Here is a 25,773-nt window from a genome sequence, read left to right on the forward strand (position 1 = left end):
TGACGAGCAGTTTCTGTCATTGCCGTCAAAATACAACATCCGCCACGCTTGGCTATTCAAGATAGGTAAAGCTGGCCAGCGTTTGCGTAAACCAGCACCCGAGCGCAAAAGCGATCAAGCTCAAGCTATACGCCAGGATCGTGGCAAACAGCGGCAGCCAATGCATACGCCGGATCAGCCGTCCGGATGACACCTGATCAAGCAGACTGCTTTGAGCCGGACAGGACCACAGCAGGCCCAAGGCGCAAAGAGCCAGGCCGGCCAGAAAGGCCGCCAGCGGCAAACGCAGCCACTGGGGCGCAAGGCCGAATTCAATAATACCGACGGAGCAGGACAGGACCAGGAGCACGCCCAAGCCATTCAACCATGCCAGAAACTTGAATCCCAGCACAAACATCCTGGCCAGCGCCAGGAACGCACCATATTCCGCATTTTGATTATTCATCGATTCCCCACCCCTGAAACCTGCCTATGATACGCGCCTGCGTGGCATGGCAACGAAAAACGGCACCGCCAGGGTGCCGTCTTATTGCCATGATGGTTGAAGCGCACTGTGATCAGCCGCGCCACATCATCACTGCGTACCCGTACCCGTGCCGCTGGCGGCCCCTCCCGTTCCGGGGCTGGGCGCCGCACCGGACTCCGCGCCCGGCGGCACGCCGGCGATCGCGCGCGCGGCCGCCGTTGCATTGGCTTCGGTACCCACTGCAAACACAAGATGCCCCGTCGTGACGGGCGTGTTGTAACCCGGCGCGGCCAGCATCGTACGGCCGACCACCAGAGCCAATCGCTTGTTGGGATTCTGGGTCGTGGCCTCGGCCACCTTGTTCTTGCCTTCGTCATTCAGTTCCAGCGCCAGCAGGCCTTCGCCGTCTTTATTGGCGCCTGCCTGTATGCCGGCCAGATCGTCCCGGGTGATGATGGGCTGAGGGTTCACGTACAAGGTGCCCGACTGGATGTTGACGGGGGTCCAGCCTGCTTGAATGGTCGTATCGGCCAGGAACACGGCGACCGGCGCCCCTTGCTGTTGAGCCTGGATGCTGGTTTCAGGCTCCGGCGTCTCGGTGGCAGGGCTGGTAGTACCAGGGGCCTGGGCGGTTCCCGTGCCAGGCGTCGTCTGGCAGGCGGCCAACAAGACCAAGCTGAATGGCACAAGAATGCGGCCTAGCGTACTTACCTTAATCATGAAAACTCCCCTTCAGTGAATCAATACAACGATGAATAAAGTTTAACGAGGTGCGCAGAAGAATCTAAGTCAAGATCTGTCAATTTGTTCTGAGACGTACTGGCATGCCGTTATTGTAGCCGTCCGCCCCGTACGTCCACGTGCACCTTATCCAGGACACGAGCCTGTTCATCGAGCAGCTCGATGCGGTGCCTGCCCGGCTTTGGCGTCCAATGCGCCGTGCCGCCCTGGCCTATCGTCCGTCCGTCGACACGCCAAGCGACGTGTGCCGCCGCCCCTGCCGCCACGTTGGCGGCCTGCAGCCGCACCCGCTGATGGCCCGCCGGGATATCGGGGTCGAGCGCCAGTATCGTATTGTCGGCCGGGGTTTTGATCAGCGGCGAACCCTGGCCCGGCTGGACATAATCCTGTGCCAGGCTCACCTGCGTCACGGCCGTGTCGCCCAGGAAAAAATCCTGCCGCGCGGGTTCAATATGATCCTCGAACCAAACGCGGGCCTGACTGACCGACGCCGGCGCGGGCGCTTGGACGCTGCCCCGGTGGCGGTGCAGATAATTCATCAGGTCATGCCAAATGGGACCCGCCCCCGATACGCCCGAGACGTCGCGCATGCTGGCGCCGCCGCTGTTGCCCACCCATACACCCACCGTGTACTGCTGCGACCAGCCGAGGCACCAGTTGTCGCGCATGTCTTTGCTGGTGCCTGTTTTGACCGCCGTCCAGAAAGGCGTGGACAACACGCTGTCAAGTCCGAAGGTGCGGGCCCGGGCCTGCCGGTCCGACAGAATGTCGCCGATAATCCACGCCGCGCCGGGCGGCATGAGCTGTTGGGCCTGCCCCTGGGCCGCCGGCGTATCCGAGAACCGCGGCGGGGAATACCGCCCCAGGTTGGCCAGCGCCCGGTAGGCGTTGGTCAGGCTCAACAGGGTCACGTCGGCGCTGCCCAAGGCCAGGCTATAGCCGTAAAAATCGCCGCTTTGATCCAGCGGCACGCCCAGGCGGACCAGCCGGCGCGCGAATGCATCGGGCGTCACCATCAGCAAGGCGCGCACCGCCGGGATGTTCAACGATGACGCCAGGGCGGTACGCACGCTGACCCAGCCCGCAAAATGCTTGTCGTAGTTCTGCGGTATGTACAGCCCATTACCCGTCGGCAGGTTCAGCGGCCCGTCATTCAGCAGGGACACCGCGGTCAGTCGTTCTTGCTCGATGGCCTGCGCATACAGAAAGGGCTTGAGCGTAGAGCCCGCCTGCCGCAAGGCACGCGCGTGATCCACGCGCGGCGCCGCGGACAAATCCTCCGACGAGCCCACATAAGCCAGGACTTGGCCCGAGCGGTTATCCAGGACCACCACCGCAGCGTCGCGTACGCTTGCCATGCCCAGTTCTTTGACATGGCGGGCGACGCTGTGCGCGGCATAGCGCTGCAAGGCGGCGTCCAATGTGCTGCGCACGGACTGTTGCTCTGGACTACCCGCATGCGCTGGCCCTTGCTCGATGGCCAGCCGCGCATAATGTGGCGCCCATTGCCGGCTGCCGGCCCACGGCCCGGCCGAACGCAGCAAGGCCAAGGCAACGAAATCGCTCAAGCCTTTGCACTCCTGCGGCGATCCCATCTGAACCAGCACCTGGCAGGCTCGCTGCACCACGACCGGATGCCTGGCATTGGGCGCCCTGAGCAGGACCGCGGCCAGCGCGGACTCGCGCGCATTCAAGCCGCTGGGATGTTTCTGGAACAGGACATGCGACAAGGCATCGACACCCACAAGCTCGCCGCGAAAGGCCGCCAGGTTCAGATAAGCTTCCAGAATGTGCGGCTTGCTCCATTGCGCTTCAAGCCGCCTGGCCTCAAAAGCCTGTTCAATTTTCTGCATGATGCTGCGCCCATGTGGACCGCGGCCATATTCCTGGTCGATCAGGCCCAGCAACTGCATGCTCAATGTGGACGCGCCGCGATGCTGGGCGTGGGCAAGATTGCCCCATGCCGCCGCCGCAACGGCCTGCCAATCGACCCCGGCATGGTCGTAGAAGCGGCGGTCTTCAGACAGAATCACCGCCTGTTGCAGCGCTACGGAAATATCTTCCAGCGGTACCCATTCGCCCCGGCGGCTCTCGAAATCCGTACGCACGCGGTCCAGCGGCTGTCCGGCGCGGTCCAGAACAAGGATGTCGGAAGCCCGGTAATGGGCTTTGACCTCTTGGTAGGCGGGCGCGCCCAGCGCCAGGCCCGGCAGCCCCCATGCCAGCCCCAGCCCCGCCAGAATGCCCGTCGCCATGCGCTTCATCGCAAACATCCGCTATTTACTCATCCTTGGCCTCGGCACGCACCGTCATCGACTGCGGACCCGATAATTCACCGTAGACATCGGGTTGGTACATCGCCTCGATGCGTGTCGAAGGCAACTGAAACTGACCGGCGGTATTCAGGCGGACGGTGTACTCCACCGTCGATACGCCCATGGGCAGGTAGTCGTAGTACGCACGGTACGACTCGAAGCTGCGCTCAACAAAGCTGGGTCCGTACCAGCCCTGGCCGGAATCCTCGGTTTGCGTTGCAATGCCCGCGTCGCGGCCCAGTCCGCTGCCCAGCACGGTGGCCCCGGCGGGAATCGGATCCGTCAAGACAACCCAGGTCATGGGGGTTTTGGCGTCGACGGTCAAGGTCACGCGATACACATCGCCCCGCGACCACACCCCGGGCACCGCCTGCGAGATCGGCTTGACGCTGCGCTGCAGCGCAAACCCCGCTTGCGTGTCTTTCTGCACCGGCACGGCCGCCAATGACCGGACCGTAGCCCAGGCGTTGCCCTGCCCCTGCTGCGTCAGCGACAAGGCGTCGGCAGGCCGTTCGCCCCAGGGCAGGAAGAAGTCATGCATCTTCACGCCATCCTTCGCCGCCTTGGAGGCATCCCAGTTGAACGTTTGCGCTTCCCCGCCGGAGGCCATGCCCACCTGTACTCGTCCCGAAACCGGCGTGTGCTCAACATGGCGGGCGAATTTCTCGATGGCCAGGCTTCCCATCAAGTTGGCCGTCGTGGTGCGCCACGCGCCGTTGCGCTGCAGGCTCATCAAGCCCTGTGCCATGCGGGGCAAATCCTTGTCCCAGGCTGGCTGACCCGTAACGTTCAGTATCAGTTTGGCCTGATTGGACGCGCGCCCCATCATCAACCACCAACTGTCGTTCTGCGCCTCGTCGTTCAAGACCATTTCCGTACCGCGATCCACCATGCGCGCCAGGATGACCTGGCGGGCCCGGGCTGCCTGCGCTTGCTGGTCCGGTATGCCGGGTACGCGCTGCAGCAGCGCCAGCCAGTCGATCACTGCCGAGGTAGGCCAGCGGTCAGGGGCGATGGCAATACTGCTCAACATGCGCGGGTTCACCTGCTCGTAGCGGGACAAGGCCTCGAGCGCCATCAGCTTGCGCACGTCCAGGTCGCGCGCGGGGGACCATCGATTGCGGACCAGCTTGCCCTGCGCAAAAGCCGACAGGCCGCGGATCATGGCTTGCCGCGCCGTGTCGGGGATGGCGAAAGGCAGGCCCAGGCTTTGCGCCTCGTGGCTTGCAGCCAGCAAATAAGCGGTCAGCACTTCGTTGCCGCGCCTTGCGCCCGGAAAATACGCTGCCAGCCCGTCCTCATCCAGATAATCGGGCAGGCGGCGCATCAGCTCTTCCCAATCGGACACACTGCGCAAACCGATGGCCTTGGAACCGAGCTGCTCCAGGCAGGTGTAGCGATAATCGGCAAACCATTCATGCACGCCGGGCAGGCCACCGGCCAGACTCGATTGCACATGCACCTGCAGGCCGCCGCGAGGCAGTCCGTTGGCATCGGCCAGCGCGCCTTGCGGAACCGACACAGGCAACTCCACCGCGGGCTTGTCCGACGCCAAAGCCAGCAAGACGGACTGCCGCGTCCTGACCGGGACAGCGGGCAACAGCACTTGCCGGAACGACAGGGCGTCCGTCGCGGCCTCCGCAGCGCCGCCCTGCTCTTGGGCGGAAATCGTCCAGTCAAGTGTCGTGGACGCGTTCAGCAGATTGCTTTCCGGCACGTCGATATCCCAGTTGACCGTGCCGGCCGCGCCGGCCGCCACCTCGATCTCTTGCGGCGCCAGCGCCTCCGAAGGCACCCCTTTGCCGCGGTAGCCGGCCTTTACCTGCAGACGCATGGCGCGCTGCGTCGTGTTGCGCACCGTAACGGCAGCGGCGTAGCGATCGCCTTCGCGCACCAGGGCCGGCAAGCCCGATATGGCCTGCAGGTCTTGCGTACTGACAATGCTTGCCGTGCCGGTGCCGAACCTATCCGCCCCAAAGTCGGCCACCGCCACCAGCTTGAAGCGCGTGATCGCGTCGTTCAGCGGCACCTTGATCACCGCCCTGCCGTTCTCGTCCAGCGGGACGTCAGGCTGCCACAGCAGCAGCGTGTCCAACAGCTCGCGGGTGGGACTCTTGCCCCCGCCGCCGCCCGCCGGCAAAGCCTTGCGGCCATAATGCCGGCGTCCGACCACTTGCATCTGGGCCGTTGCGGTTTCAACGCCGTAGCTGCGCAACTGGCGCATGGCCCGCAAGATATCCCAGCTATCGTTGGGCGCCAATTCCAGCAAGGCCTGGTCCACCGCCGCAAACGCCACCGTGCCGTGCGCGGCAGGCTGCCCGTCCGGCTGCTTGACCTCGATGGTCACGCTGGCCTGGTCGCGCACCTGATAGGTTTGCTTATCGGCGCTGACACGCACCGCCAATGCATTCTGTTCGTCCGACACCCGTATCTCGGCCAAACCGAAACGGAAGGACGGCTTGGCCAGATCGACAAAAGGCGTGGGCGCAACATAGCTGGTCTTCGCTTGCACAAACGCGTCATACCAGGCAACAGGCTGTTGCCAGCCCCAGTCAAAAAACGATTGCCAGGGGACCTCGTGCACACGCCCGCGCAAAGCCAGCACCGACACGTAGACATTCGGCCCCCAGGAGGCCTCGACCGGCACCTTGATGGTCGGATCCGTGCCTGACAGCTCCACCACCTGCGTTTTCAATACCCCTTCGCGCTCGATGGCCAATAAAGCCGTGGCCTGCCGGAAAGGCATGCGCACCTGGAACTCGGCCGTCTCGCCAGGCTTCCAGTCCTTCTTGGCGGGAATGACATCGATGCGGTCGTCATTTTCACCGCCAAACCACAAATCGCCCGCGCCTGTCACCCACACGGTCGACGCCGCGGCAGAGACGCGCCCCTGCGCATCTTCGGCCTTCGCAATCAACTGAATCGATCCCGGCTCCTTCAAGGACAGCTCGCATTCCAGCAATCCATCCGGCCCGCTGCGCCCCTGGCATACCGTACCCAGATCACGTGTCTCGGTATGATTGTCGTAACTATAGAAGCCGCCCACCATGCGCTTGCGCGTCGAATAAGTCTTGTGGGCGACCGCGGCGATCGTGATGGGCACATCGGCCTGCGGCTGGCCGTCCAAGGACAAGGCCAGGCCGTGTACATGGGTCTCTTTGCCTGCCTGGACCCAGTTTCCGGCCCGCAGGCCCGCCTGAACGCTGGCCGGCCAGACGGGCACCGATTGCGACAGCGTCTGGATCTGGCCATTGGGGTCTGAAAAACTGGCCTCGAAAAGCAAATCCCGGGGCTGCGTGAACGCCGGCAAGGACGGCACATTCAACCGGCCGCCGCCCTGCGCATCCAGCACTAGCGCCTGTTTATCCAAAAAGAGCGCCTGCTTGCCCTGCTCATCGCCGGATTGGCCGTCGCCGTCTTCCGCGTCGGGCGCGCTGAAAGAATAGTCCTCATAGCCGGCGAAGCTGACCGGCCGGTCTTGCACCACCCCTGACATACTGACCGGCAATTGCCCTGCCGGACCGCCCGACACATAGGCGATCTGCACATCGGCATCCAGACTGGATGGCGCCACCAGGGCCGCCCCCCCTGCGTCGCCGCTGATTTTCAGGCTACCCGTCAACAGAGGCAGTTTGAATTCTTCGACGCGGAACTCGCTGCTTCCGTACCAGCCGCCATCGTCATCGGTCAATCGAACCGAGTACACACCCAGGCGGGCCGTTTCCGGAATGGCGAACTCGCCGGCCGCCGCCAAGCCGCCCGAGGGCGTTTCCTGCCAAGTCAAGGCCTGCTCGTAGCGCTGATCCGACCCCTGGTGTTCGATCAAGAGCTTGCCCGGCAGCGCCTCTGGCCTGGCCGGCAAGGCCAGGCCGTCGCGCGTCTGCACACGCACGAAATGCTTCATCGAAACCGTTTCGCCGGCCCGCAGCAACGTACGATCGAACACCGTATGCGTAATCACCGTTGGCGTGGGCCGCGTATCGGTGGGCACATTGAAGCGCCACGATTCTATGCCGTCATTCCAGGTCGAGAAAACAAAGGAAAAATCGGCCTTGCCGCGCGCCTGCGGGTGGTCGGCATCGATGCGGGCCGACACATACACACCGCTCAGCCCCGTATCGTCGCAGTAATCGGGGGCATCCAGCGGCTCGTGGTGATGCCAGACGCCATGGGCATCGGTCTTGCCCTGGGCAAGCATTCGGCCCGAGCAATCCAGCACGGTAATGGCCGCATCGGGCACCACCTTGCCCTCGTCCAGCGTCGTGACCCAGGCCAGGGTATCGTCCCGGCCCGTTTTCACATGCACGCCCAAATTGGTGACCAATGCCGTTGTGCGCACATACATCGCTTGGCCGGAGGCCAGCAGCGATTGCCCCAAGCGCGCGGACTCGACTTCCAGCACATGAAAACCCGGTTCAGGCAGCGGCACGCCGATCACCTCGAACGGCCGGGGGTCTTCGGCCGACACACCGGGCAGCTTCAGCGTGCGCACACCGGCCTGATCCGCCAGCGCCGAGAATCCCCGCGTATCCAGCAACGGCTTGTCTTCCAGGCGCAACCGCTTGCCCGCCATGACATCCTTGATCTGGTTGGCCGTCAGGCGGCTGTTTTCCAGCTGCAGCACCCGTGCGTACCATTGCAGCACATCGCGATCGTCCCGCGTGACGTAGTCGCCAACAGAACCCGCCGACACGGAGGATGCCTGCGCCGCCAAGGCCGCCTCGACATTGCGCACAGTGATCGGCACACTGGCCGGCGCCTTGGCCTCGTCGCCGCCCGGATCGACATTGGCGAAACGTTCGATGACACCGAAAGCGCCGGAAGAAAACTTCACCAGCGGCGGGAAAGCCGCCGTCTGGAACGACAAGGGAAACTGATCGGCGTTGGCCAGTTCACGCCCGGCGTCATCCCGCAGCCCTTCCGGCACGGTCAACGTCATGCTTGACTGCTCCGGGAACGGCCCCTGAAATTGCACGCGCGACAAACCGCCCAGATAGCCCTCGCGGTCGTCGATGTCCGGCTCGAGTGTTTGCGACGGCGTCTGCAGCCGTATCTTGCCGGCATCGTCAGGGGAAATAGGCGCGGAAAACGCAAGCGTCACCGGCGACACAGGAGTGCATGGCATCCGGGCGTTCTCGCGCTGGCAGGTAAAACTTGCCGTGAAGGCCGGGCGTACCGTGTACTTGAAAAGCTCTGGCTGGGTGCTGGCCACTGCAGCCCGTTCGTTTGTCGCCAGCGTCGCCACACCCGGGCCCACGCTCAGTTGCACCCGCGCCTCGGCCGGCAGGCGCCGCTTGCACTGCAGCAACTGCGTGGCGGGCGTATCCCATTCCTGGCTCCTGGAGTAGTAGACCGCTTCCAGAATCTGCTTGCGCGCGTCGCCCGTTATTGCCCGCACTGGCACGGCCTCACCCAGGCCCTCGACCAGGCAGCGCGAATTGGCCAGCACGGTATTAGGGTCAACTGCGCCGTTAAAGCGCAGTACAAAAACCTGATCCTCATCGATGGTGGAGCCATAGGGGCGCGACTGGCTGACCATGGGCCCGCCCGTCTGAAACGTAAAGCTTGTTTTGCCGCCTATTGGCTCATTGGTCAGGGTCTGAAACGCAGGGTCAAGCTCAATGCGGCAGCTGATGCCAGGCCCCGGATTACTGGCGAATTCATACGTCCAGCGCCGGTCGTCGAGCCAGCGGCCAGCGCCTTTCAGATCAGGATCATCACAAGCAACGTGCACCGGCGGCGGCGCCTGCCCATCGCCGAACGCCATGACGGCCTTGTCGAACGACAGCTTGATGCTTTCCACCTTGGCTACCGTCCCCTGGGGGCTGAACTGGGTGATTTGGGCGGCCCACGCCGTCGATACACATAAAGCCCACGCAAAAACCGCGATTCTGATTTGATGCACGCCCATGTCCTGTCTTGGTAGCTTATTGCCGGGCCGGAAAAAGCACGCGCCTGCCGCCCCGTTTCCGGCCACAATACCATCGTTTAAATACGCAGTCAGCCTTGTGCGCACAATGCAGCCAGGACGCCACCCATTGGCTAGGCAAGCGTTTACGGTTTATGTAATAATTGCGGGCTATCGACTGGTTTTTGGTACGAAAAACAACGATACGCCCCTCTAGCTCATGCCTGGTTAGAGCAGCGGACTCATAATCCGTTGGTGCCGTGTTCGACTCACGGGGGGGGCACCAGTATTCATGCGGGTTTCCGGTCAAGCGGGAACCCGTTTTTCGGCTCTTCCCCATTAACGGGGGATATGGGCATTCATCACACTCGGTTAATTACACCATTCCAACCGCACTGAGCCAAGACTCTCATACGGTAATTCTCAAAATTCCTGAAGCCATACGCTCTGCGTGAGAGCATTTCCATCTTTGTGTGGAACCCCTCGGTGATCCCATTAGACTTGGTGAATCGCCACATGCGCACAATGGGTTCCAGCCACGATCTAAGCGTTTGAGCCAAGGCCCGAGCTGGGCTTTGCTCAAACTGGCGGATCAAGGCCAGGAATTTAGGCAGCATCTGCTTAGCCCGCTTGGCCTTCAAACTCTTCATGACCAGGAACCCATTCAGTTGCTGCTTGGCAAAGTACAGGGCCTGCAGCACGGGCTCCTGGGCCAAGTACTGGCGCAGGCGCTCCTTCTGTATCGAGGATAAATTCCAGTGATGGCGGCGCATCAGGCTCAGTAAGCCCCGGTTCTTGCGCCCTTCGGGATCATGCTGCTGCCATAGCTTCAGAAAGTGCTGGTTCACCAACCGAACAACATGAAAACGGTCGGCCACGATCATGGCATTAGGGAAGTACTCCTGGGCAATGCGCCGATAGGTCTCGGACAGATCCATCACAATGACGCGCACGTGCTCCTTGCCCGGCAGGCGCTTCAGAAAGCCACGCAGGCTGGCTTCTGAGCGCCCCAGCACCACATCGAACACCTTGTGGTGCTGCAGATCCACCAGCGTGGTGGCGTAGCCCTTCTTGCGGCTGAAGAAGTGCTCATCAATGCCCAGCACCTGGGGGCAGGTCCTGCCCGAGAGCTCCGAGACGCGTTGCTTTACAAACGATTGATACCAGCGCTCGACCGTGGCGCTGCCGATCCGGTGCGTGCGCGTCAGTTGGTGCTGGCTCACGCCCCCATCGTGGGCCTCGAAGACCTCCAGGCGATACGCCTCGGTGGCCCGGCGCCGTGGCCGGATACCAGCGAAGCGGTGACGAAAATAGCGATTGCAATCAATGCAGTGGTACTTGGGCACGCGCAGATGCAGCACCATCAACTGGTTGCCCTGACGGGTGTGCTTGAGCGTACGTTGGTGCGTCGCCTTAATCCGCACCGACCCTTGCTGGCAATGTACGCACACCAAGCGCTTGGCTGGCCGGGCCCACACATGAATCTCTCGGCCACGCTCGACCCGATCAATAACGAGATCTCTGATTCCTAAGATAGAATTTACGGGGGACATCGGCATTGCTTCCATTAAACATGTTTCTTCGCAAAAACAAGTCTAATGAATGTCGCTGTCCCCCGTTAATGATTAAGAGCCCGTTTTTCTTTGCTCGAATGCCGTTCATGATTCGCCACCTGGACCACCTAGTTCTTACAACAACAGGCGAAAAGGCCTGTGTCGCGCACCGGTGCTACCGGGCCGATAGCCGTGCTATAAAATGACATCAAACATTATCTTCCGTGAAGCTCAGAAAGCCGATCTTCCGGCGATTGCCACCCTTCTCTCTGATGACGCTTTAGGCGCCAACCGTGATGGCGTTCAGCACCTCACTGCCTATGCTGCGGCGCTCGAAGCAATCCAGGCGCAGAAAGGAAACTTCATCATTGTGGCAGTGCTCGGGGCCGAAGTGGTCGGTATGCTGCAACTGACGCTTATCCCCGGCCTATCCAGGGGCGGCATGCTCCGTGCACAAATAGAAAGCGTTCGCGTGAGTGGCAAACACCGTGGCCAGAAGATTGGCCATGCCCTGTTTGAGCACGCCATCGGCTTGGCGCGGGAGGCCCGCTGCGGACTGGTTCAGCTGACAACTGACAAGCAGCGGCCGGATGCCTTGCAATTCTACGAGCGGCTTGGGTTCACAGCCTCACACGAAGGGATGAAGCTAAGCCTGTAAGGGGCTGGGTCGGCAAGCAGCCGCTACCTCCAGCAACAGCGCATCCAGACTGACCAGCAGCGCTGCGTACAGAGCAGCGGCATCCTGCGCTTGGCGCGTCAATTTTTGGTCGGCTGCCTTAAGAGGAAGATATGTGGCCGAATCGTAGCGGCCCTCGTTTGCCTGATAAGCCGCTATGTATTCCAGACGAAGCTGTACGTAGTACGCCAAGCTCATACGGAACGTATCTATGTCGTCGTACATGTCATGTATACGCTGTCCTAACGAATAATCTTCAAGCAGCGTCAGAAAATAGGCGGATCTTCTATAGGCTTGAAAATCATTATTGGCCAGCGGGATGTCGGGAAGGTTTTCCCCTTTTTGCAACGCGGCAATGATGCCTTCCATTGAAACAAGCTTCTTGCTGCGATACGACTCGAGCTCGGCGCGGATAGACTTCAGTGCTGTCTGCGCCTGTATACGCCGGGTCGCTGCATCATGCTGCCGTTGCTCCGCGGCTTTGCGCTCACTCTCCAGTGTTTGATGGCGTGCCACGCCGATCGCCACGAAAATGGCGCCTACGGACCCAAGCGCCTGAACCCAGGCGGCCGTTGCGCTATGAGAGATAAAGCCCCGAAAGCCCGGCGAAAGAATGGCCGCTACGCCCATTGCAAGCATCAGCGCTGCAGCAATAACCACCCATTCTCGCCACCCCAGCGACCGCCAAAAACCCGTTTCCTCTTTGCCCATCGTCCCCTCCGTTATCAGCAGGGGCTGGTCCCCTCTTATCGGAAAGAATCGTACTCCTTCCCCAAAGCCCTTACCACCACAGCGATAGCCCCGGCCTATCCGCCACATGTGACTCCCACGTATTCAGTGGGGCGTCAAAGGCAGCAACTGCATCCCCTTTGGCGCGCATGATGTACTTGCGCGTATCGTTTTCAATAGCCGCGCCCCCGGCAAGGGGTGTCAGTGCAGGCGTGTTCAACTCACGGGCCATGGCAAACTATCGCCCCTGTGCTTCCCGCCATTGGTTGAACTTCGCCTCCACCGCCGGCTCTGTGGCCGGATACAAGCCAAGAATCGATTCCCCATTCAGGACCTGCTCGGTGACAAAATCTTCGAACACCGTCATGGCGGCCGCTTCCGATGCGATCTCGTCAGCCAGGTGCGCGGGGATCACAACGACCCCTTCCGCATCCCCCACCACGACATCGCCCGGAAAGACGGCCACGTCCCCGCAACCAATCGGCTCGTTGATGGCGATAGCCTGATGCAGTGTCAAGTTTGTCGGCGCCGAAGGCCGATTGTGATACGCGGGAATGGCTAGCCGAGCGATCTCGGGAGAATCGCGGAATCCCCCATCGGTCACGACGCCGGCCACTTTGCGCATCATCAGCCGCGATACCAGAATCGAGCCCGCGGAAGCGGCCCTGGGGTCCTTACGGCTGTCTATCATGAGGACGGCGCCTTCCGGGCACTGCTCGACAGCCTGGCGCTGGGGATGGGAGCGATTCCGAAATACCGCGATCTGGTTCAAGTCTTCGCGCGCCGGAATATAGCGCAAGGTAAAGGCTTCCCCCACCATATTCTCGAGCTGCGTATTGAGCGGGCGAACATCCTGGATGAACTGGTTGCGCAATCCGCGCTTAAAAAGAGCGGTGCATAGTGTTGCGGTGCTGACGTGTTTCAGTTGCTGCCGTGTGCTGTCTTCAAGTTTGCTCATGGATATATTTCACAGAAAATGGATAAGTTCAGGGAATGCAAAGATCGGCCTGGCTCTTAAATGACGCCCGAATCACGCAGTTCAGCCACCTGCTCCGGATCATATCCAAGCCATTCATGAAGAACCTCGTGCGTATGCTCACCCAGGACCGGCGGCGCGGACCAGCCATCGGTGATGTCGAATGCCGAGAATTTCACGGCCGGACCCAACGTTGGGATTTCGCCGTATTGCTCGTGATGCAGGCGCTGTTCCATCTGCCGATGCCGTACCTGCGGATGCGAAAAAACCCCTTTCATATTGTTTACCACCGAGCATGGGACTTTCGCCGCGTCCAGTTTGGCGACCAGTTCCTCTGTTCGATGCCGGACTATTTCCGCATCCAGAATCGCGTACAGTTCGTCCCGATTGTTGACCCGGTCCTGCAGTTCAATGAAACGCGGATCGGAAATCAGATCTTGACGCTTCAAGACCTTGCACAGCTCCGCGAACAAGTTGGAGAAACCCGCCCCGATCACAATCCAGCCATCCTGGGAACGGAAAGCCTTGTAGGGCACTTGCTGGGCATGCTCGGACCCCCACTTTTCGGGTTCCCTGCCCAGAATCAAATATTCGAGGGCGGCGTTCGCCAGAAAAGCCACTTCCGATTCAAGCAGGCTGGTCTCGATCCGCTGGCCTCTTCCTGAAACAGTGCGCTGCAGCAACGCAGCCAGCACAGCCGCATAGCAATTGGTCCCGGTTATGATGTCAAACGCCGACGTGCCCATTTTTATTGGGGCGCCGCCTCGGTCTCCGGTGATATTCATGTAGCCGCCGACCGCCTGTATCGTCAGGTCGAACGCCCCTTTCATGCTGTCGGGCCCGTCCGCGCCGAACCCGGACATGCTTGCATAGACCAGGCGGGGATTGTCCAGCGCAAGGCTGTCGTAATCCAGCCCCAGTCTTTGCATCACGCCCGGCCGGAAGTTTTCCAGTACCACATCCGCCTTCAGGCATAGCTCCCGTGCGATGGCTTTGCCGCGATCAGTCCGCATGTCCAAAGCAATCGATCGCTTGTTGCGGTTGGCGGCGTAATAGGTCAGGCCGTTGCCCTCGTGAAACGGCGGCCCTTGTGTACGCAGGGGATCGCCTTCCTGGGGGATCTCGACCTTGACGATCTCGGCGCCCAGATCGCCGAGCAGTTGGGCGCAATAGGGGCCTGCCAGTATCCGGGTAAAGTCCGCTACGCGGATTCCTGTGAGTGGCTTGTTGGTTGACTTCATGGCTAGAATTCCAGCTCCTTTACATGCATTGGCTCAACGGCCGGCGAAAACCGGCTTGCGTTTCTCAAAGTGGGCCCGAATGCCTTCTTCATAGTCGCGTGTGCCCTCTAGCGGCCGGCGCAGCATCTGGTCAAGCTTCGCGGCCTCGTCCAAAGGCAAGTCACTGCCTTGATTGACGGACCGCTTCACCGCCGCGAGTCCCAAAGGACTGGTTCGCTCGACTTCCCCGGCAAACTCAAGCGCGGCCTCGAGCAAGGCAGGCCGCGATACGACACGCTCGACCAGCCCTATACGATAGGCCTCATGGGCATCGATGCGGCGGGCGGTAAAGAACAAGAGCTTGGCCTGGGCCGGCCCGACGATGCGCGGCAGCATCAAGGCGGCACCGCTGCCTGGATAAGCGCCCAGGGTCATTTCCGGCCAGCCGAAGCGGGCATCGTCCGCGGCGATACGTATGTCGCAATATAAGGCCAGTTCAAACCCGCCTCCGAGGCACCATCCTCCCACCGCCGCAATGACGGCTTTGGGGGAGTTGAATAAGGCCTGGTTCAGATTCCACCCTCCCCGGCTCTGGGCCCATTTCTCTTCAGGCGATAAGCTGCGGCGCTCCTTCAAGTCCGTACCGGCGCAAAATGCCTTATCGCCCGCGCCGGTCAGGATAATCGACCGGCAGTCGGGATCTTCCGATGCATCCTTTATCGCTTCGATCAATCGGCCTACCAATTCATGCGATAAGGCATTCATCGATTCCGGCCGGTTCAGCGTCAATACGACCGCTTTGTCAATTTTTTCGCGCACAAGCACCGCCATGGCACCCTCCTGTTGGCAAGACCCAGGAAATCCCCAGGATTCATTCAATACTGCAACGGCCGATTTCAAGCTGATCGGCGTCGATCTTCCGTACACTGACGTGACACATCCACTTATCGTCATCACGTGCGGGATAGTCCTCTCGCCAGTGGGCTCCTCTGCTTTCCGTCCTTTCAAGAGAAGAGCAGGCAACCGCCTTTGCCGCCATGACAAAACTCATGGCCTCGAGCGCCTTCACCCGATCCGCAGGCCTGGCCACGCACAAGCCCGCACGCAACTCGTCGTGCAACACGCGCAAATCGTCCAGCGCGCATCGCAAATCACGTTCCGTGCGCACAATGCCGACATGGTCGAGCATCGTTTTCCGCACGGCGTTCTTGATGTCATCGGGCCGAGGTCCATCGGCGCGGACAGGCACGCTGGCCAGTTTATCCGCGGCCCTGGCCAGGATGTCAGTCCATGGCAGCCCGCTCAGATCCTGAGAGCCCGCAGACGCTGCCGCCGCGGCGCCGGCTACGCCGCCGAAGATGATTGCATCGCTTCCGCCATTACCGGCTATCCGGCTCGCCCCGTGTACGCCTCCGCTTGCTTCCCCGGCAGCATACAAGCCATCGACGCCCGTGTGGCAGTTCGCGTCGATGCGTATGCCTCCCATGTGGCTGTGAGCGGCCGGCTTGACCCATATGGGTCCCCGCATGGGGTCGATTCCAGCAAGCCTCAATCGCTTGCAATGCGCCATATAGCTTTCGAGGCGCGCTGCGGGGATGCCGGACGTATCAAAAAGGACAGTACCCCCTTCTTCCGCCCTCCCCGCCATGGCCTCCGCCTGAATGGCCAGCGCGATCTTGGCTTTCTCTATTTGCATTTCACCGTGCCCAGGGTTGTGCGCCAGCATAAAGCGTTGCCCCAGCCTGTTCCGCAATGTGGCGCCGTCGGCGAACATGGCTGTTGGCATTTCCATGCCGCAGCAGGGACCCGGTTCAACGATGACTGTCGGTTCGAATTGCACGAACTCCATATCCACCAGCGTCGCCCCGCTGTCTAGCGCGAAAGCATATGAATCAGCCGTGATATCCGGAGGGTATGTGCTGTTTCCGAATATGGCCCCCACGCCCCCCATTGCCAGCACGGTCGAGGCCGCCCGCACAGCCACCGGCTGCGACCCGTCCCGCCGGCACAGCAATGCACCGACGACAGAAGAGGCATGTTGAAGAAGGCTGATCGCTTTCCAGCCCGAAAGCTTCTGTATCCCGTGCTCGCCGGACAGTTCAATCAAGCGGTCCAGGGCAAGGCGGCCAATGCCGTTGGGATGATAAACGGAACGGGCAAATGTGTTTCCAGATAAATGTCGGCGAGCGATGGCGCCGCCATCGCGCTGCAGCGGCACACCGATGTCAATCAGTTCACGCAGGGCCGCGGCGGCGCGGACCGCCATGACGTCAACCAGGCGCCTGTCGTTGATGCCGTATCCGCCTTCGACCGTGTCGCGCGCATAGGCGGCAATCGAATCAGGCGATTCCGCATCCTCCCGCGGAACATTGAAACCGATGATGTGCTGCGACGCCCCCCTGGCCTGGTAAGCGATAAGCACCCTGGCGCCCGAGCGCTTTGCGGCGCTTGCCGCCCTGAAGCCGGCAAGCCCGCCGCCCAGCACCAGTACATCCGTGTCAACCGTTTCTATCGTAGCGGTCATCTACCCCATCCCTGTCCTAAAATGCAATGGCAACTATCCGCCCATCCAGAGGTCACACGCATGGCGAGCTAGTTCGGCTCTATGCCTACGTCTTTGACTATCTTCATCCATTTCTTCTGCTCGCCAACCATCATTTCCTGCATTTCCGCAGGGGTCGAGCTGCGGCTGGTCACGCCTTGCTGGGAGAAAGTTTCCTCGATCTCCGGTGATTTCACCGCCTGCACCAACTCATGATTCAGCCGCTCAATAACCGCATCGGGCGTTCCGGCCGGGACAGCGAAACCGAACTGCCCGACGACGACGTAGTCCGGATAGCCCGATTCCTTGACCGTGGGCACATCCGGCATCGTTGAAGACCGCGCGTCACCCGTCACGGCAAGCGCACGCAATTTTCCAGCGCGTATATGAGGAAGCAGGGCCAGCACATTACCGAAAGTGACATCGATCTGGCCACCAATCAAATCCGTCACAACGGGGCCGTCCCCTTTATAGGGAACATGTGTCAGCTGTATATCCGCCGAGCTCAGAAACAACTCCGTGCTCAGATGGCTCACCCCGCCAACGCCCGACGATCCATAATTGAGGCTATTCGGCTCCTCTTTCGCAAGCGCCACGAACTCCTGGAGTGTTTTCGCCTTCACATTCGGATTGACGGCCACGACATAGGGGGTATCGCCAACGAGCCCAAGCGCGCTGAAGCTCTTCACGGGATCGAATGGAAGGTTCTTGTAAAGCCCTTTGGAGGATGTATGCGGGACGAGATTCAAGATCAACAGCGTATAGCCATCGGGAGCCGAACTGGCCGCAAACGCAGCCCCGATTGTCCCCCCGGCCCCGGGCCGGTTATCAACGACCACCGGCGTGTGCATTTGAGCCTGCAGCCTGGCGCCCACTGCGCGGGCCATGGCATCGGTACCGCCGCCGGGCGAAAACGGGACAACGATGGTGATTGGCCTATTTGGATAGGTGGATTGGGCAGAGGCCGTGCTGGCGAAAGCCAATGCAAAGCAGCCTGCAAAGCCCAGGATGGCGAAACGACGCCCCGCCCTAAGAAATGCTGTAAAACTCATGAGTTTATCTCCTATATTATTGCCGGCACCGGCGGCAGCGATTTATACGTATACCTTGCTGCTGCACACATTCTAGAGGCCCATCGAGCAGGCCTCCAAACGATAAAAACTTGGACAGTCATGAGATAAAGTCATAAACTTGAGAAATGTCCTGGCATATACCCTCCATGTCCTCATTAAGAGCATTTGAAGCTTCGGCAAGACACATGAGCTTCACGAAAGCCGCAGCGGAATTGCACCTTACCCAGAGCGCGGTCAGCAGGCAGATAGCGCTGATGGAGGAATCCTTGGGTCTGCTGCTGTTCCAAAGGGTGCGGCAGCGGCTCGTGCTGACCGATGCCGGACAGCAGTATGCCGAGGCAGTCAGAGGCGCGCTTGGCCAAATACAGGAAGCCACGGTCACGCTACTTGCCCATAAAGGACGCGGCGGCGCATTAAGGATTGCCACCGCCCCCGCATTCGCGACGAAATGGCTTATTCCCCGGCTTGCGCGCTTCAATGAAGCGCACCCCGGCATCGTCATCAATCTATCGACGCGGGACATCCCATTCGATCTCGAACAGGACGAGTTCGACGCCGCCTTCCATTACGGCTCCAATGATTGGGCGAATGTGCTCTCGGAATCGCTGGTTGGCCGCGACCTGGTCGCAGTATGTTCCCCCGCCTACCTGAACCGGCATCCCCCTATCACCGCCCCCGCGGACCTGAAAGAGCACGTTTTGCTGCAGCAAACAAGACGGCCGAGAAAATGGCGGGAGTGGTTCGAGGCCATGGGCGTCAGCGGCCTGGATGCCGGCGCGGGCCCCAGGTTCGAACATTTCTATATGATTGCGCAAGCCGCCATTGCCCACCTGGGCATCGGGCTCGTGCCGCGCCTGCTGGTGGAAGACGACATCGCGAATGGCCGTCTGGTCATGCCATTACCGATCCCGTTCTACAGCGGCGACTCTTATTGCCTGGTTTATCCGCCATCGAAACGAAATGACCCCAAGCTGGAACAGTTCCGCCGCTGGCTGATCAGCGAAGCGGAGGCCAGCGCGGGTCCCCATAGCCCGCCCCTTCCTTCTGTTCAAGAAACCTAGCCGCCGTTATCACGCTATTCCTTCAATGCGCTGGCCAGCAAGGCGTTGGTCAGTTCGTTGATACTCATGCCCTCGGCTGCCGCTCGGGCACGCAAGGCGTCGATCAAGGGCTGTTGCAGTTTGACCGGAAACGGCACCAGGCCGGCGGCCTGGTCCAATCGGCGCTGCTCGCGGCGATCCAATACGGGCGCCGTGCCGGCATAGCGTCCAGGCGGCGTTGCCGCTTTAAGCTTGCCCATTAACTTCAGGGCTTTGTTTTTTTCAAGGTCGGTCTTTTTCATGAGGAATCCGGAATTGAGCGCTGCGCCATCATGACACAAATTTATCCCCACAATCTGTGTATAACTTTGGGGATATCAATTTAACTCTTGGCTCAAGCCCGGACTCCATGCTGGTGTGAGGTTCTTTGGGCAAACAACGCTCACTACCATCCATGGAAAATCGATAGAGGAAAGCAAAGGCATGCAGGGTGGAACCCTGGGCCGCCTGACTACTTTTGAGGCAAGGCATAGGCGATCACATCGTCTCCCGCTTTGGTTCCCAGCGAACCATGGCCGCCCGCCACCACCAGCACGTATTGGCGGCCGTCTTCGCCGATGTATGTCATGGGCGTGGCTTGCCCGCCTGCCGGCAGGCGGCTTTCCCAGAGCTGTTCGCCGTTGGATACATTGTAGGCACGCACATAATAGTCAAGCGTGCCCGACAGAAAAGCAACGCCGCCGGCCGTCAACATCGGGCCCCCCAGGTTGGGCACCCCCATGTTGAACGGCAGGGGCAAGGGCGAACTATCGATCACCGTGCCATTCTTGTGCTTCCAGACAATGTCGCCGCTTGTCAGGTCGGCCCCGGCCACATAGCCCCAGGGCGGCGCCTGGCAAGGCAGCCCCAGCGCAGAAGTGAAAGCGCTCAGCTCTATGGCGAAAGGCGCGCCGAAATTTTCGTTCAGGCTGGGCAGGCTGTTCTGCGGGCGATTTCCGCCCTGCACATACAGCGTTTCGTCGTCGGCACGCGGCACCAGCCTGGACACGAACGCCAGATAAGTCGGCGTGGTAAAGGCAATCTGCCGCTGCGGATCCACAGCAATGCCTCCCCAGTTGAATACCCCAAAATTACCCGGATACACCAGGGTGCCCTGCTCCGAAGGAGGCGTGTAGCGGCCCTCGTACCGCAACTGCTGAAAACGGATGCGGCAGGCCATCTGGTCTATCATCGTGGCGCCCCACATATCGGCCCCGCTCAGCTTGGGCGGGTCATACGACAATGTCGAAACCGGCTGGGTTTCAGCCGTCGTGTCTCCTTTCGCCGCGCCTTGTGGAACAGGTGCTTCATGCACGGGAAGGACGGGTTCGCCGGAGCGCCGGTCAAGGACAAAGAGCTCGCCTTGCTTGGTGGGCTGAACCAGGGCGGGAATGGTGTTTCCGCCAATGCTCAGGTCGATCAGGCTGGGTTGCGATGGCACATCGTAATCCCATAAGTCGTGGTGCACTGTCTGAAAATGCCAGCGCTCTTTGCCGCTGGCCAGATCCAGCGCCACGACTGCGGACGAGTAGCGGCCGACCGATGCCGTGCGCTCACCGCCCCATTGGTCGGGCGGCTGGTTTCCAAAAGGGACATAGACCATGCCCAGCTTCTCGTCCACGCTGGAAATGGACCAGCTGTTGGGCGAGCTGGCCGTATAGGTATCGCCGGCGGCAATCGGCTCCGTTGACTCGGGATTGCCCGGATCCCAGTTCCACACCAATTGACCCGTATTGACATCAAAGGCCCGGATGACGCCTGACGGTTCTTGCGTGGACACGTTGTCCAGCACCGTGCCGCCGACAATGATCAATGACTCGGTGACCACCACCGGCGAAGTCGAGTAGTAGCCGCCCGGCTTGACGTTGGGCATATTGGCCCACAAGTTGATCTGCCCTGTGCCCCCGCCGAAATCCTGGCAAACGGTCCCATCATCGGGATTCAATGCAATGATCCGGCCATCCGCCGTCGGCATGAACAGCTTGTCCTGGCATTGTTCACTGGTCTGGCCATCCTGGGCCGCAACCGGCTGTCCTGGCGGCGCCGGCACCTTGTCATTGGATGCCTCGGGCAAGTCCGGGCCCGCCCCGGCGCTGCTTGCCTGGCCTGCATGATAAGACAGGCCGCGGCAGGTGAGATGCTGCAATGCAAGCTCCCCCTGTATCTGCGGGTCGTAGCGCCAGATTTCCTGGCCTGTCGTGGCGTTCAGCGCAATCACCGATTGGTGCGGCGTGCAGAAATAAAGCCGATCGCCAATCTTCAAGGGCGTTACCTCAAACGTGGTTTCTTCCGGGTCCCCTTCCCGCCCCCGCATATCGCCTGTCTCGTAATGCCAGGCGACTTCCAGCTGATCGGCGTTCTGGGGCGTGATCTGGGTCAGCGGCGAATACCGCTGGCCGAATCCGTCACGGCCGTATGCGTGCCACTCCCCCGCCGGCACGCCCTGAGCATCGGCAGCGACCTGTACCCGGCTGCCCGGCAACATGCCTTTGATCTGCTGGGGCTCGACAAACCACGTGGCAATACTTACCACGGCCAACAGGCTCAGCGCCAAGCCCAGCGGCAAGACGGCGCGGCGCACCGCAGGGGCGTATTGCTCGCGCGCTGCCTCAGTCGAGCGCTGGCGATGAACAAGCGGACGGGTCACCCACGGCGTCAGCAGAAACAAACCCAGCAGGAACAAGAGGTCGGCGCGCGCGGCAAGCGGCCACCAGCTCAGGCCGGCCTCCCACACAGCCCACGCCAGCGTTACGGCAATCAGCAATGCATAAAGCCAGAGGGCTTCGCTTCGGCGCCGAATCAACAGCACCGCAACGGCGATGAGCACAAGGCCCGCAATCAGGTAATACCAAGACCCGCCCAAGGCAATAAGCCAACCGCCGCCGGCGGCCAGCGCCAGCCCGAGGAAGGCGCTGATGCCAGCGGCCACCGCCAGCGCTATGTTTTGCCGCCCGCTACGCATCATTGCTCTCCCTATCCATGTCAACCGGAAAAAGACATTCAATACGAAAAGCGACAGCAAGTATCATGCCGGGCGGCAGGGCGGCATCAATATTCGACCCGCAGCCCCAGCATCACACGGCGCCCCGGCAAAGGGGCTGCCGACGACAGGAAGGACGCATGATTGAATGCCCGCTGGTCAAACAGATTGGTGGCGCGCAGGTAAACGGTGTAGTCCGTTCCGCCTGTGCGTCCATCGTAAGCCACGCCCGCATTGACCATGTTGTAGCCCGGGGTCTCGCTTTCATAATCCGCCAGCCTGTCTTGACGAAGGACGCGATAGGCTTCGACATGACCCGACCAGTTTTGCCAGTTCGCCATCAGGCGCGCGCCGGCGCGCGCAGCGGGAATCCGCGGCAAGTTGCCGCCGCTGCCCTTGAGTTTGCCGTGCACCAGGTCGCCGAACACGCCTGCCGTCATATGCTGATTGAAGCGGTAGCTGGCTTCGCCTTCGATGCCCGTAAATTCGGCATCGCGCTGCGTATACTCAATCAAGCGGAAGTCTTCATGCCGATCCAGCGTGTTGGCATAGATGTAATTTTTGACCCGGTTGTGAAATATGCTCACAGCAAAGCGTGCATCGCCGGCATGTTTGCGCAGGGTCAGGTCGATATTCTGCGAGGTCTCCTGCTTCAGGTCCGGGTTGCCCAGTTCATACGTATTGGTGGCCAGATGGATACCGTCCGCGTAGAGTTCCTGAGCCGACGGCAATCGCTGCGAGCGCGATGCGGATAGGGACAAGGCGTATTCGGGCGCAAACTCCCAGATGGCTGCGCCCGACACCGATGTGCCGCCCAGCCGGGAACGCGGCAATCCGCCCTCGGGGCTGATCGTTTGCCAATCATGGCGCGCGCCCACTTCAAACCTCCAGTCCTCCAGGCGGTACTCTTCCAGAAGGAACAGGCCCATCGTCCTGGTGTCTGATTTAGGCAGGAAACCTTCTTCGCCCAAGGCGCTGAAATTGCTCTGCGCGCCCTGCAGGCCCAGCACGCCGCGCCACCCTGCAATGGGCTCGTGCTCCAGTTCCAGGCGAGCATCGTAGCCGCGGTTCTTGAAGGTCGTACCGACAGTATGCCCTTCTATTTCCTTATGCTGGTAATCGGTCAAGCCGCTGCGAAACCTGATTTTGCGAACGCCCGCAAACGGTTCCCTGACTTCGGCCCGCAAGTCGATGCGCTCCGTTCTCAAACGCACGAACGGCGCCGCATGATCGTGCTCGTGCTCGTGCTCGTCTTCGTGTTCTTCATGATCATGCCCATGGCCATGATCGTGGCCGCCGCAATGCAAATGACTGCCATGCGGATGGCACGATTCATATTCATGCTCGTGGCCGGGCAAACCGTATTCGCTCTCGGTGTTGGTGTACGCGACGCCAACATAGCCGCGGCTGCCTATCCACGACAGGCCTATGCTGCCCGTCGTGCTTTCCTCATACGAGCCCGCGAGCCGCCCATCCGTCCATCCCGGCACCCGATAATCCTTGGATCGCCGCTTCAGCCCTTCGACATGAATCGCGAAGTTGTCCTGCCCGGCCGTCAGCCCGAATGCGCCGGCGCGCTCCCCGGAGCCTGTCGACCCCCTTAGCTCGGCAAACCCCTCGACGCCGTTTTCAGGAACCGCTACGGGAATCTTGTCATCCATCACATTCACGACCCCGCCTATCGCCCCGCCCCCATACAGCAGCGTCGATGGCCCGCGCAAGACCTCGATGCGCCTGGCCAGCATGGGTTCGCTGGTAATAGCGTGATCGGGGGACACGCCCGAGGCGTCCATCAGTTCGGACCCGTCGGACAGGACCTTGACCCGCGGCGCGGTTTGCCCGCGGATCACCGGCCGGCTGGCGCCCGCGCCAAACGTGTCGGCATGCACGCCCGGCAGGCCGTTCAGCGTGTCTCCCAAGGTGGCTTCGCGCTTCAGGACCAGATTCGATCCATCCAGCACATCGACCGGCATGCCCATGGCATCGCGGCTTGCGCCTAAAGGACTGGCCGATATGGTGATGGACGGCAGCGACTGGACGGCGGCGCCGTCCGCTGCGGAAGCGTCCTGCGCGTGAGCCGGCATGCCGGGACCGAGTGCCAGCGCCAGCATGGCGGCCAGCGGATGAAGCCTGAAGGACATTCTTTTCCCCTTATTGGAATAATCAAAAACTGAAATGTTATAACATAACATTAAAAATAAATGATCATCCCTGTCGAAATCAGGGTTATTTTCCATGCGCCGTCCCCGCTGCCATGCCCCGTATTTCCCACTGCCAACAGACAGTGCTAGCATAGCCACCTTCATATTATTCCTTGCATGACAATAGAAAAAACGGCCGAGGCACCTGTGGGCAACTGGTTCAGGATTTCGCATATTTCCGCCGGCTTCATCGCCGTGCTTGTCGGCTATACCAGCTCGGTAGCCATTATTTTCCAGGCCGCGCAAGCGGCGGGCGCAACGCCCGCCGAGCTGAATTCGTGGATGTGGGCGCTGGGCATCGGCATGGGGGCAAGCTGCATCGGCTTGTCATTGCGCTATCGCAGCCCGGTGCTTACCGCCTGGTCCACGCCGGGCGCGGCGCTGCTGGTCACCAGCCTGCAGGGGCTGAGCATGAGCCAGGCCATCGGCGTGTTCCTTTTTTCTTCCTTGCTGATCACGCTGAGCGGCATGACCGGATGGTTTCAGAAACTCATGCAAACCATGCCCCGGCATATCGCCGCGGCCATGCTGGCGGGCATATTGATCCGGTTCGGCATGGATCTGTTTACCGCCATGCAAACCCAATGGCTGATGGTGGGGCTGATGTTCATCACATTTGTGCTGGGCCGGGTCTGGCTGCCGCGCTATACCGTGCCGCTTGCCCTGGCCGTGGGCATCGCATGCGCGGGCGCGCTGGGGCTCCTGCACTTGGACACCCTGAGCTGGACGCCGGCACAACCCTTGTTCATGGCTCCGGAATTTTCGCTGTCGGCGCTGATCGGCGTTGGCATACCGCTGTTCATCGTGACCATGACCTCGCAGAACGTCCCCGGGCTGGCGGTGCTGCGCGCCAACGGCTACAACACGCCGGCGTCGCCCCTTATCGGCTGGACCGGCGCAATAGGCTTGCTGCTGGGTCCCTTCGGCGGGTTTTCATTCAACCTGGCTGCCATTACCGCCGCGATCTGCATGAGCAAGGACGCCGATCCGGACCCCGCCAAGCGCTACGGGTCGGCGATCTGGGCGGGTGTGTTTTACCTGGCCACGGGTATTTTCGGCGCCACCGTCGTGGGCCTGTTCGCCGCCTTCCCCACCGAACTGGTCGCCGCCATTGCCGGCCTGGCCCTGCTGGGCACCATCGCCAACAGCCTGGCCGGCGCCCTGGCGGAAGAACAAGGCCGCGAGGCCGCGCTGGTCACGTTTATCTGCACCGCATCGGGCCTGACATTCATGGGCATCGGCAGCGCTTTCTGGGGCCTGGTCTTTGGCATGGCGGTGCATCTGTTCGCCCGGCGCATCGTCAGGTAGGCCTGG

Annotated in this window: 17 protein-coding genes and 1 tRNA gene; 4 read left to right on the forward strand and 14 right to left on the reverse strand. The window is 61.1% G+C overall.

Annotated features, from left to right (window positions below; translation table 11 throughout):
• Positions 1-52 precede the first annotated feature (52 nt).
• From RE432_RS15450 to RE432_RS15465, 4 genes are all read right to left on the reverse strand, one after another.
• Positions 53-445 carry a hypothetical protein gene (locus tag RE432_RS15450; RefSeq protein ID WP_310934400.1) on the reverse strand — a complete coding sequence of 131 codons (393 nt, stop codon included), beginning with the start codon at positions 443-445 and terminating at the stop codon, positions 53-55.
• 129 nt (positions 446-574) lie between these two features.
• Complete coding sequence (locus RE432_RS15455) at positions 575-1,186, reverse strand: SecDF P1 head subdomain-containing protein (RefSeq protein WP_310934401.1); 612 nt, start codon at positions 1,184-1,186, stop codon at positions 575-577.
• Positions 1,187-1,296: 110 nt separating this feature from the next.
• Positions 1,297-3,471, reverse strand: a complete 2,175-nt coding sequence (gene pbpC / locus RE432_RS15460) for a penicillin-binding protein 1C (protein WP_310935195.1) — start codon at positions 3,469-3,471, stop codon at positions 1,297-1,299.
• 16 nt (positions 3,472-3,487) lie between these two features.
• On the reverse strand, positions 3,488-9,433 hold the full coding sequence (locus tag RE432_RS15465) for an MG2 domain-containing protein (protein ID WP_310934402.1): 5,946 nt from the start codon (positions 9,431-9,433) through the stop codon (positions 3,488-3,490).
• Positions 9,434-9,637: 204 nt separating this feature from the next.
• Here RE432_RS15465 and RE432_RS15470 point away from each other — a divergent pair.
• Positions 9,638-9,716, forward strand: a tRNA-Ile gene (locus RE432_RS15470).
• Positions 9,717-9,792: 76 nt separating this feature from the next.
• Here the strand turns inward: RE432_RS15470 and RE432_RS15475 are convergent.
• Complete coding sequence (locus RE432_RS15475; protein WP_310934404.1) at positions 9,793-10,998, reverse strand: ISL3 family transposase; 1,206 nt, start codon at positions 10,996-10,998, stop codon at positions 9,793-9,795.
• 187 nt (positions 10,999-11,185) lie between these two features.
• Here RE432_RS15475 and RE432_RS15480 point away from each other — a divergent pair, with 187 nt between their 5' ends.
• The gene (locus tag RE432_RS15480; protein WP_310934406.1) at positions 11,186-11,641 is read left to right on the forward strand and encodes a GNAT family N-acetyltransferase; all 456 of its coding nucleotides are present in this window, start codon (positions 11,186-11,188) and stop codon (positions 11,639-11,641) included.
• Here RE432_RS15480 and RE432_RS15485 read toward each other — a convergent pair.
• From RE432_RS15485 to RE432_RS15510, 6 genes are all read right to left on the reverse strand, one after another.
• On the reverse strand, positions 11,630-12,370 hold the full coding sequence (locus RE432_RS15485; RefSeq protein ID WP_310934407.1) for a hypothetical protein: 741 nt from the start codon (positions 12,368-12,370) through the stop codon (positions 11,630-11,632). The two genes, RE432_RS15480 and RE432_RS15485, sit on opposite strands and share 12 nt — an antisense overlap.
• Positions 12,371-12,626: 256 nt before the next feature.
• Positions 12,627-13,346, reverse strand: coding sequence for a ribonuclease activity regulator RraA (locus tag RE432_RS15490; protein ID WP_310934408.1), 720 nt, complete (start codon positions 13,344-13,346; stop codon positions 12,627-12,629).
• A gap of 56 nt (positions 13,347-13,402) precedes the next feature.
• Positions 13,403-14,605, reverse strand: a complete 1,203-nt coding sequence (locus tag RE432_RS15495; RefSeq protein ID WP_310934409.1) for a CaiB/BaiF CoA-transferase family protein — start codon at positions 14,603-14,605, stop codon at positions 13,403-13,405.
• Positions 14,606-14,638: 33 nt separating this feature from the next.
• The gene (locus RE432_RS15500; protein WP_310934410.1) at positions 14,639-15,415 is read right to left on the reverse strand and encodes an enoyl-CoA hydratase-related protein; all 777 of its coding nucleotides are present in this window, start codon (positions 15,413-15,415) and stop codon (positions 14,639-14,641) included.
• 40 nt (positions 15,416-15,455) lie between these two features.
• Positions 15,456-17,108, reverse strand: coding sequence for an FAD-binding protein (locus RE432_RS15505; RefSeq protein WP_310934411.1), 1,653 nt, complete (start codon positions 17,106-17,108; stop codon positions 15,456-15,458).
• A gap of 68 nt (positions 17,109-17,176) precedes the next feature.
• On the reverse strand, positions 17,177-18,178 hold the full coding sequence (locus RE432_RS15510) for a tripartite tricarboxylate transporter substrate binding protein (RefSeq protein ID WP_310934412.1): 1,002 nt from the start codon (positions 18,176-18,178) through the stop codon (positions 17,177-17,179).
• Between the two features lie 146 nt (positions 18,179-18,324).
• On the opposite strand from RE432_RS15510, the gene gcvA reads away from it, so the two are divergent.
• Positions 18,325-19,260 (forward strand): transcriptional regulator GcvA, encoded by a 936-nt coding sequence (gcvA, locus tag RE432_RS15515; RefSeq protein WP_310934413.1) that lies wholly within the window; start codon positions 18,325-18,327, stop codon positions 19,258-19,260.
• A gap of 14 nt (positions 19,261-19,274) precedes the next feature.
• On the opposite strand, the gene RE432_RS15520 is transcribed toward gcvA, so the two are convergent.
• From RE432_RS15520 to RE432_RS15530, 3 genes are all read right to left on the reverse strand, one after another.
• Positions 19,275-19,541, reverse strand: a complete 267-nt coding sequence (locus RE432_RS15520; RefSeq protein WP_310934414.1) for a hypothetical protein — start codon at positions 19,539-19,541, stop codon at positions 19,275-19,277.
• Positions 19,542-19,750: 209 nt separating this feature from the next.
• On the reverse strand, positions 19,751-22,240 hold the full coding sequence (locus RE432_RS15525; RefSeq protein ID WP_310935196.1) for a membrane-bound PQQ-dependent dehydrogenase, glucose/quinate/shikimate family: 2,490 nt from the start codon (positions 22,238-22,240) through the stop codon (positions 19,751-19,753).
• Positions 22,241-22,326: 86 nt separating this feature from the next.
• Positions 22,327-24,450 (reverse strand): TonB-dependent receptor domain-containing protein, encoded by a 2,124-nt coding sequence (locus RE432_RS15530; protein WP_310934415.1) that lies wholly within the window; start codon positions 24,448-24,450, stop codon positions 22,327-22,329.
• Between the two features lie 126 nt (positions 24,451-24,576).
• Between RE432_RS15530 and RE432_RS15535 the strand changes: the two genes are divergently transcribed.
• Positions 24,577-25,767, forward strand: a complete 1,191-nt coding sequence (locus tag RE432_RS15535; protein ID WP_310934416.1) for a benzoate/H(+) symporter BenE family transporter — start codon at positions 24,577-24,579, stop codon at positions 25,765-25,767.
• Positions 25,768-25,773 lie beyond the last annotated feature (6 nt).

It is taken from the genome of Pusillimonas sp. SM2304 (assembly GCF_031628915.1).
Classification (GTDB): domain Bacteria; phylum Pseudomonadota; class Gammaproteobacteria; order Burkholderiales; family Burkholderiaceae_B; genus Pusillimonas_C.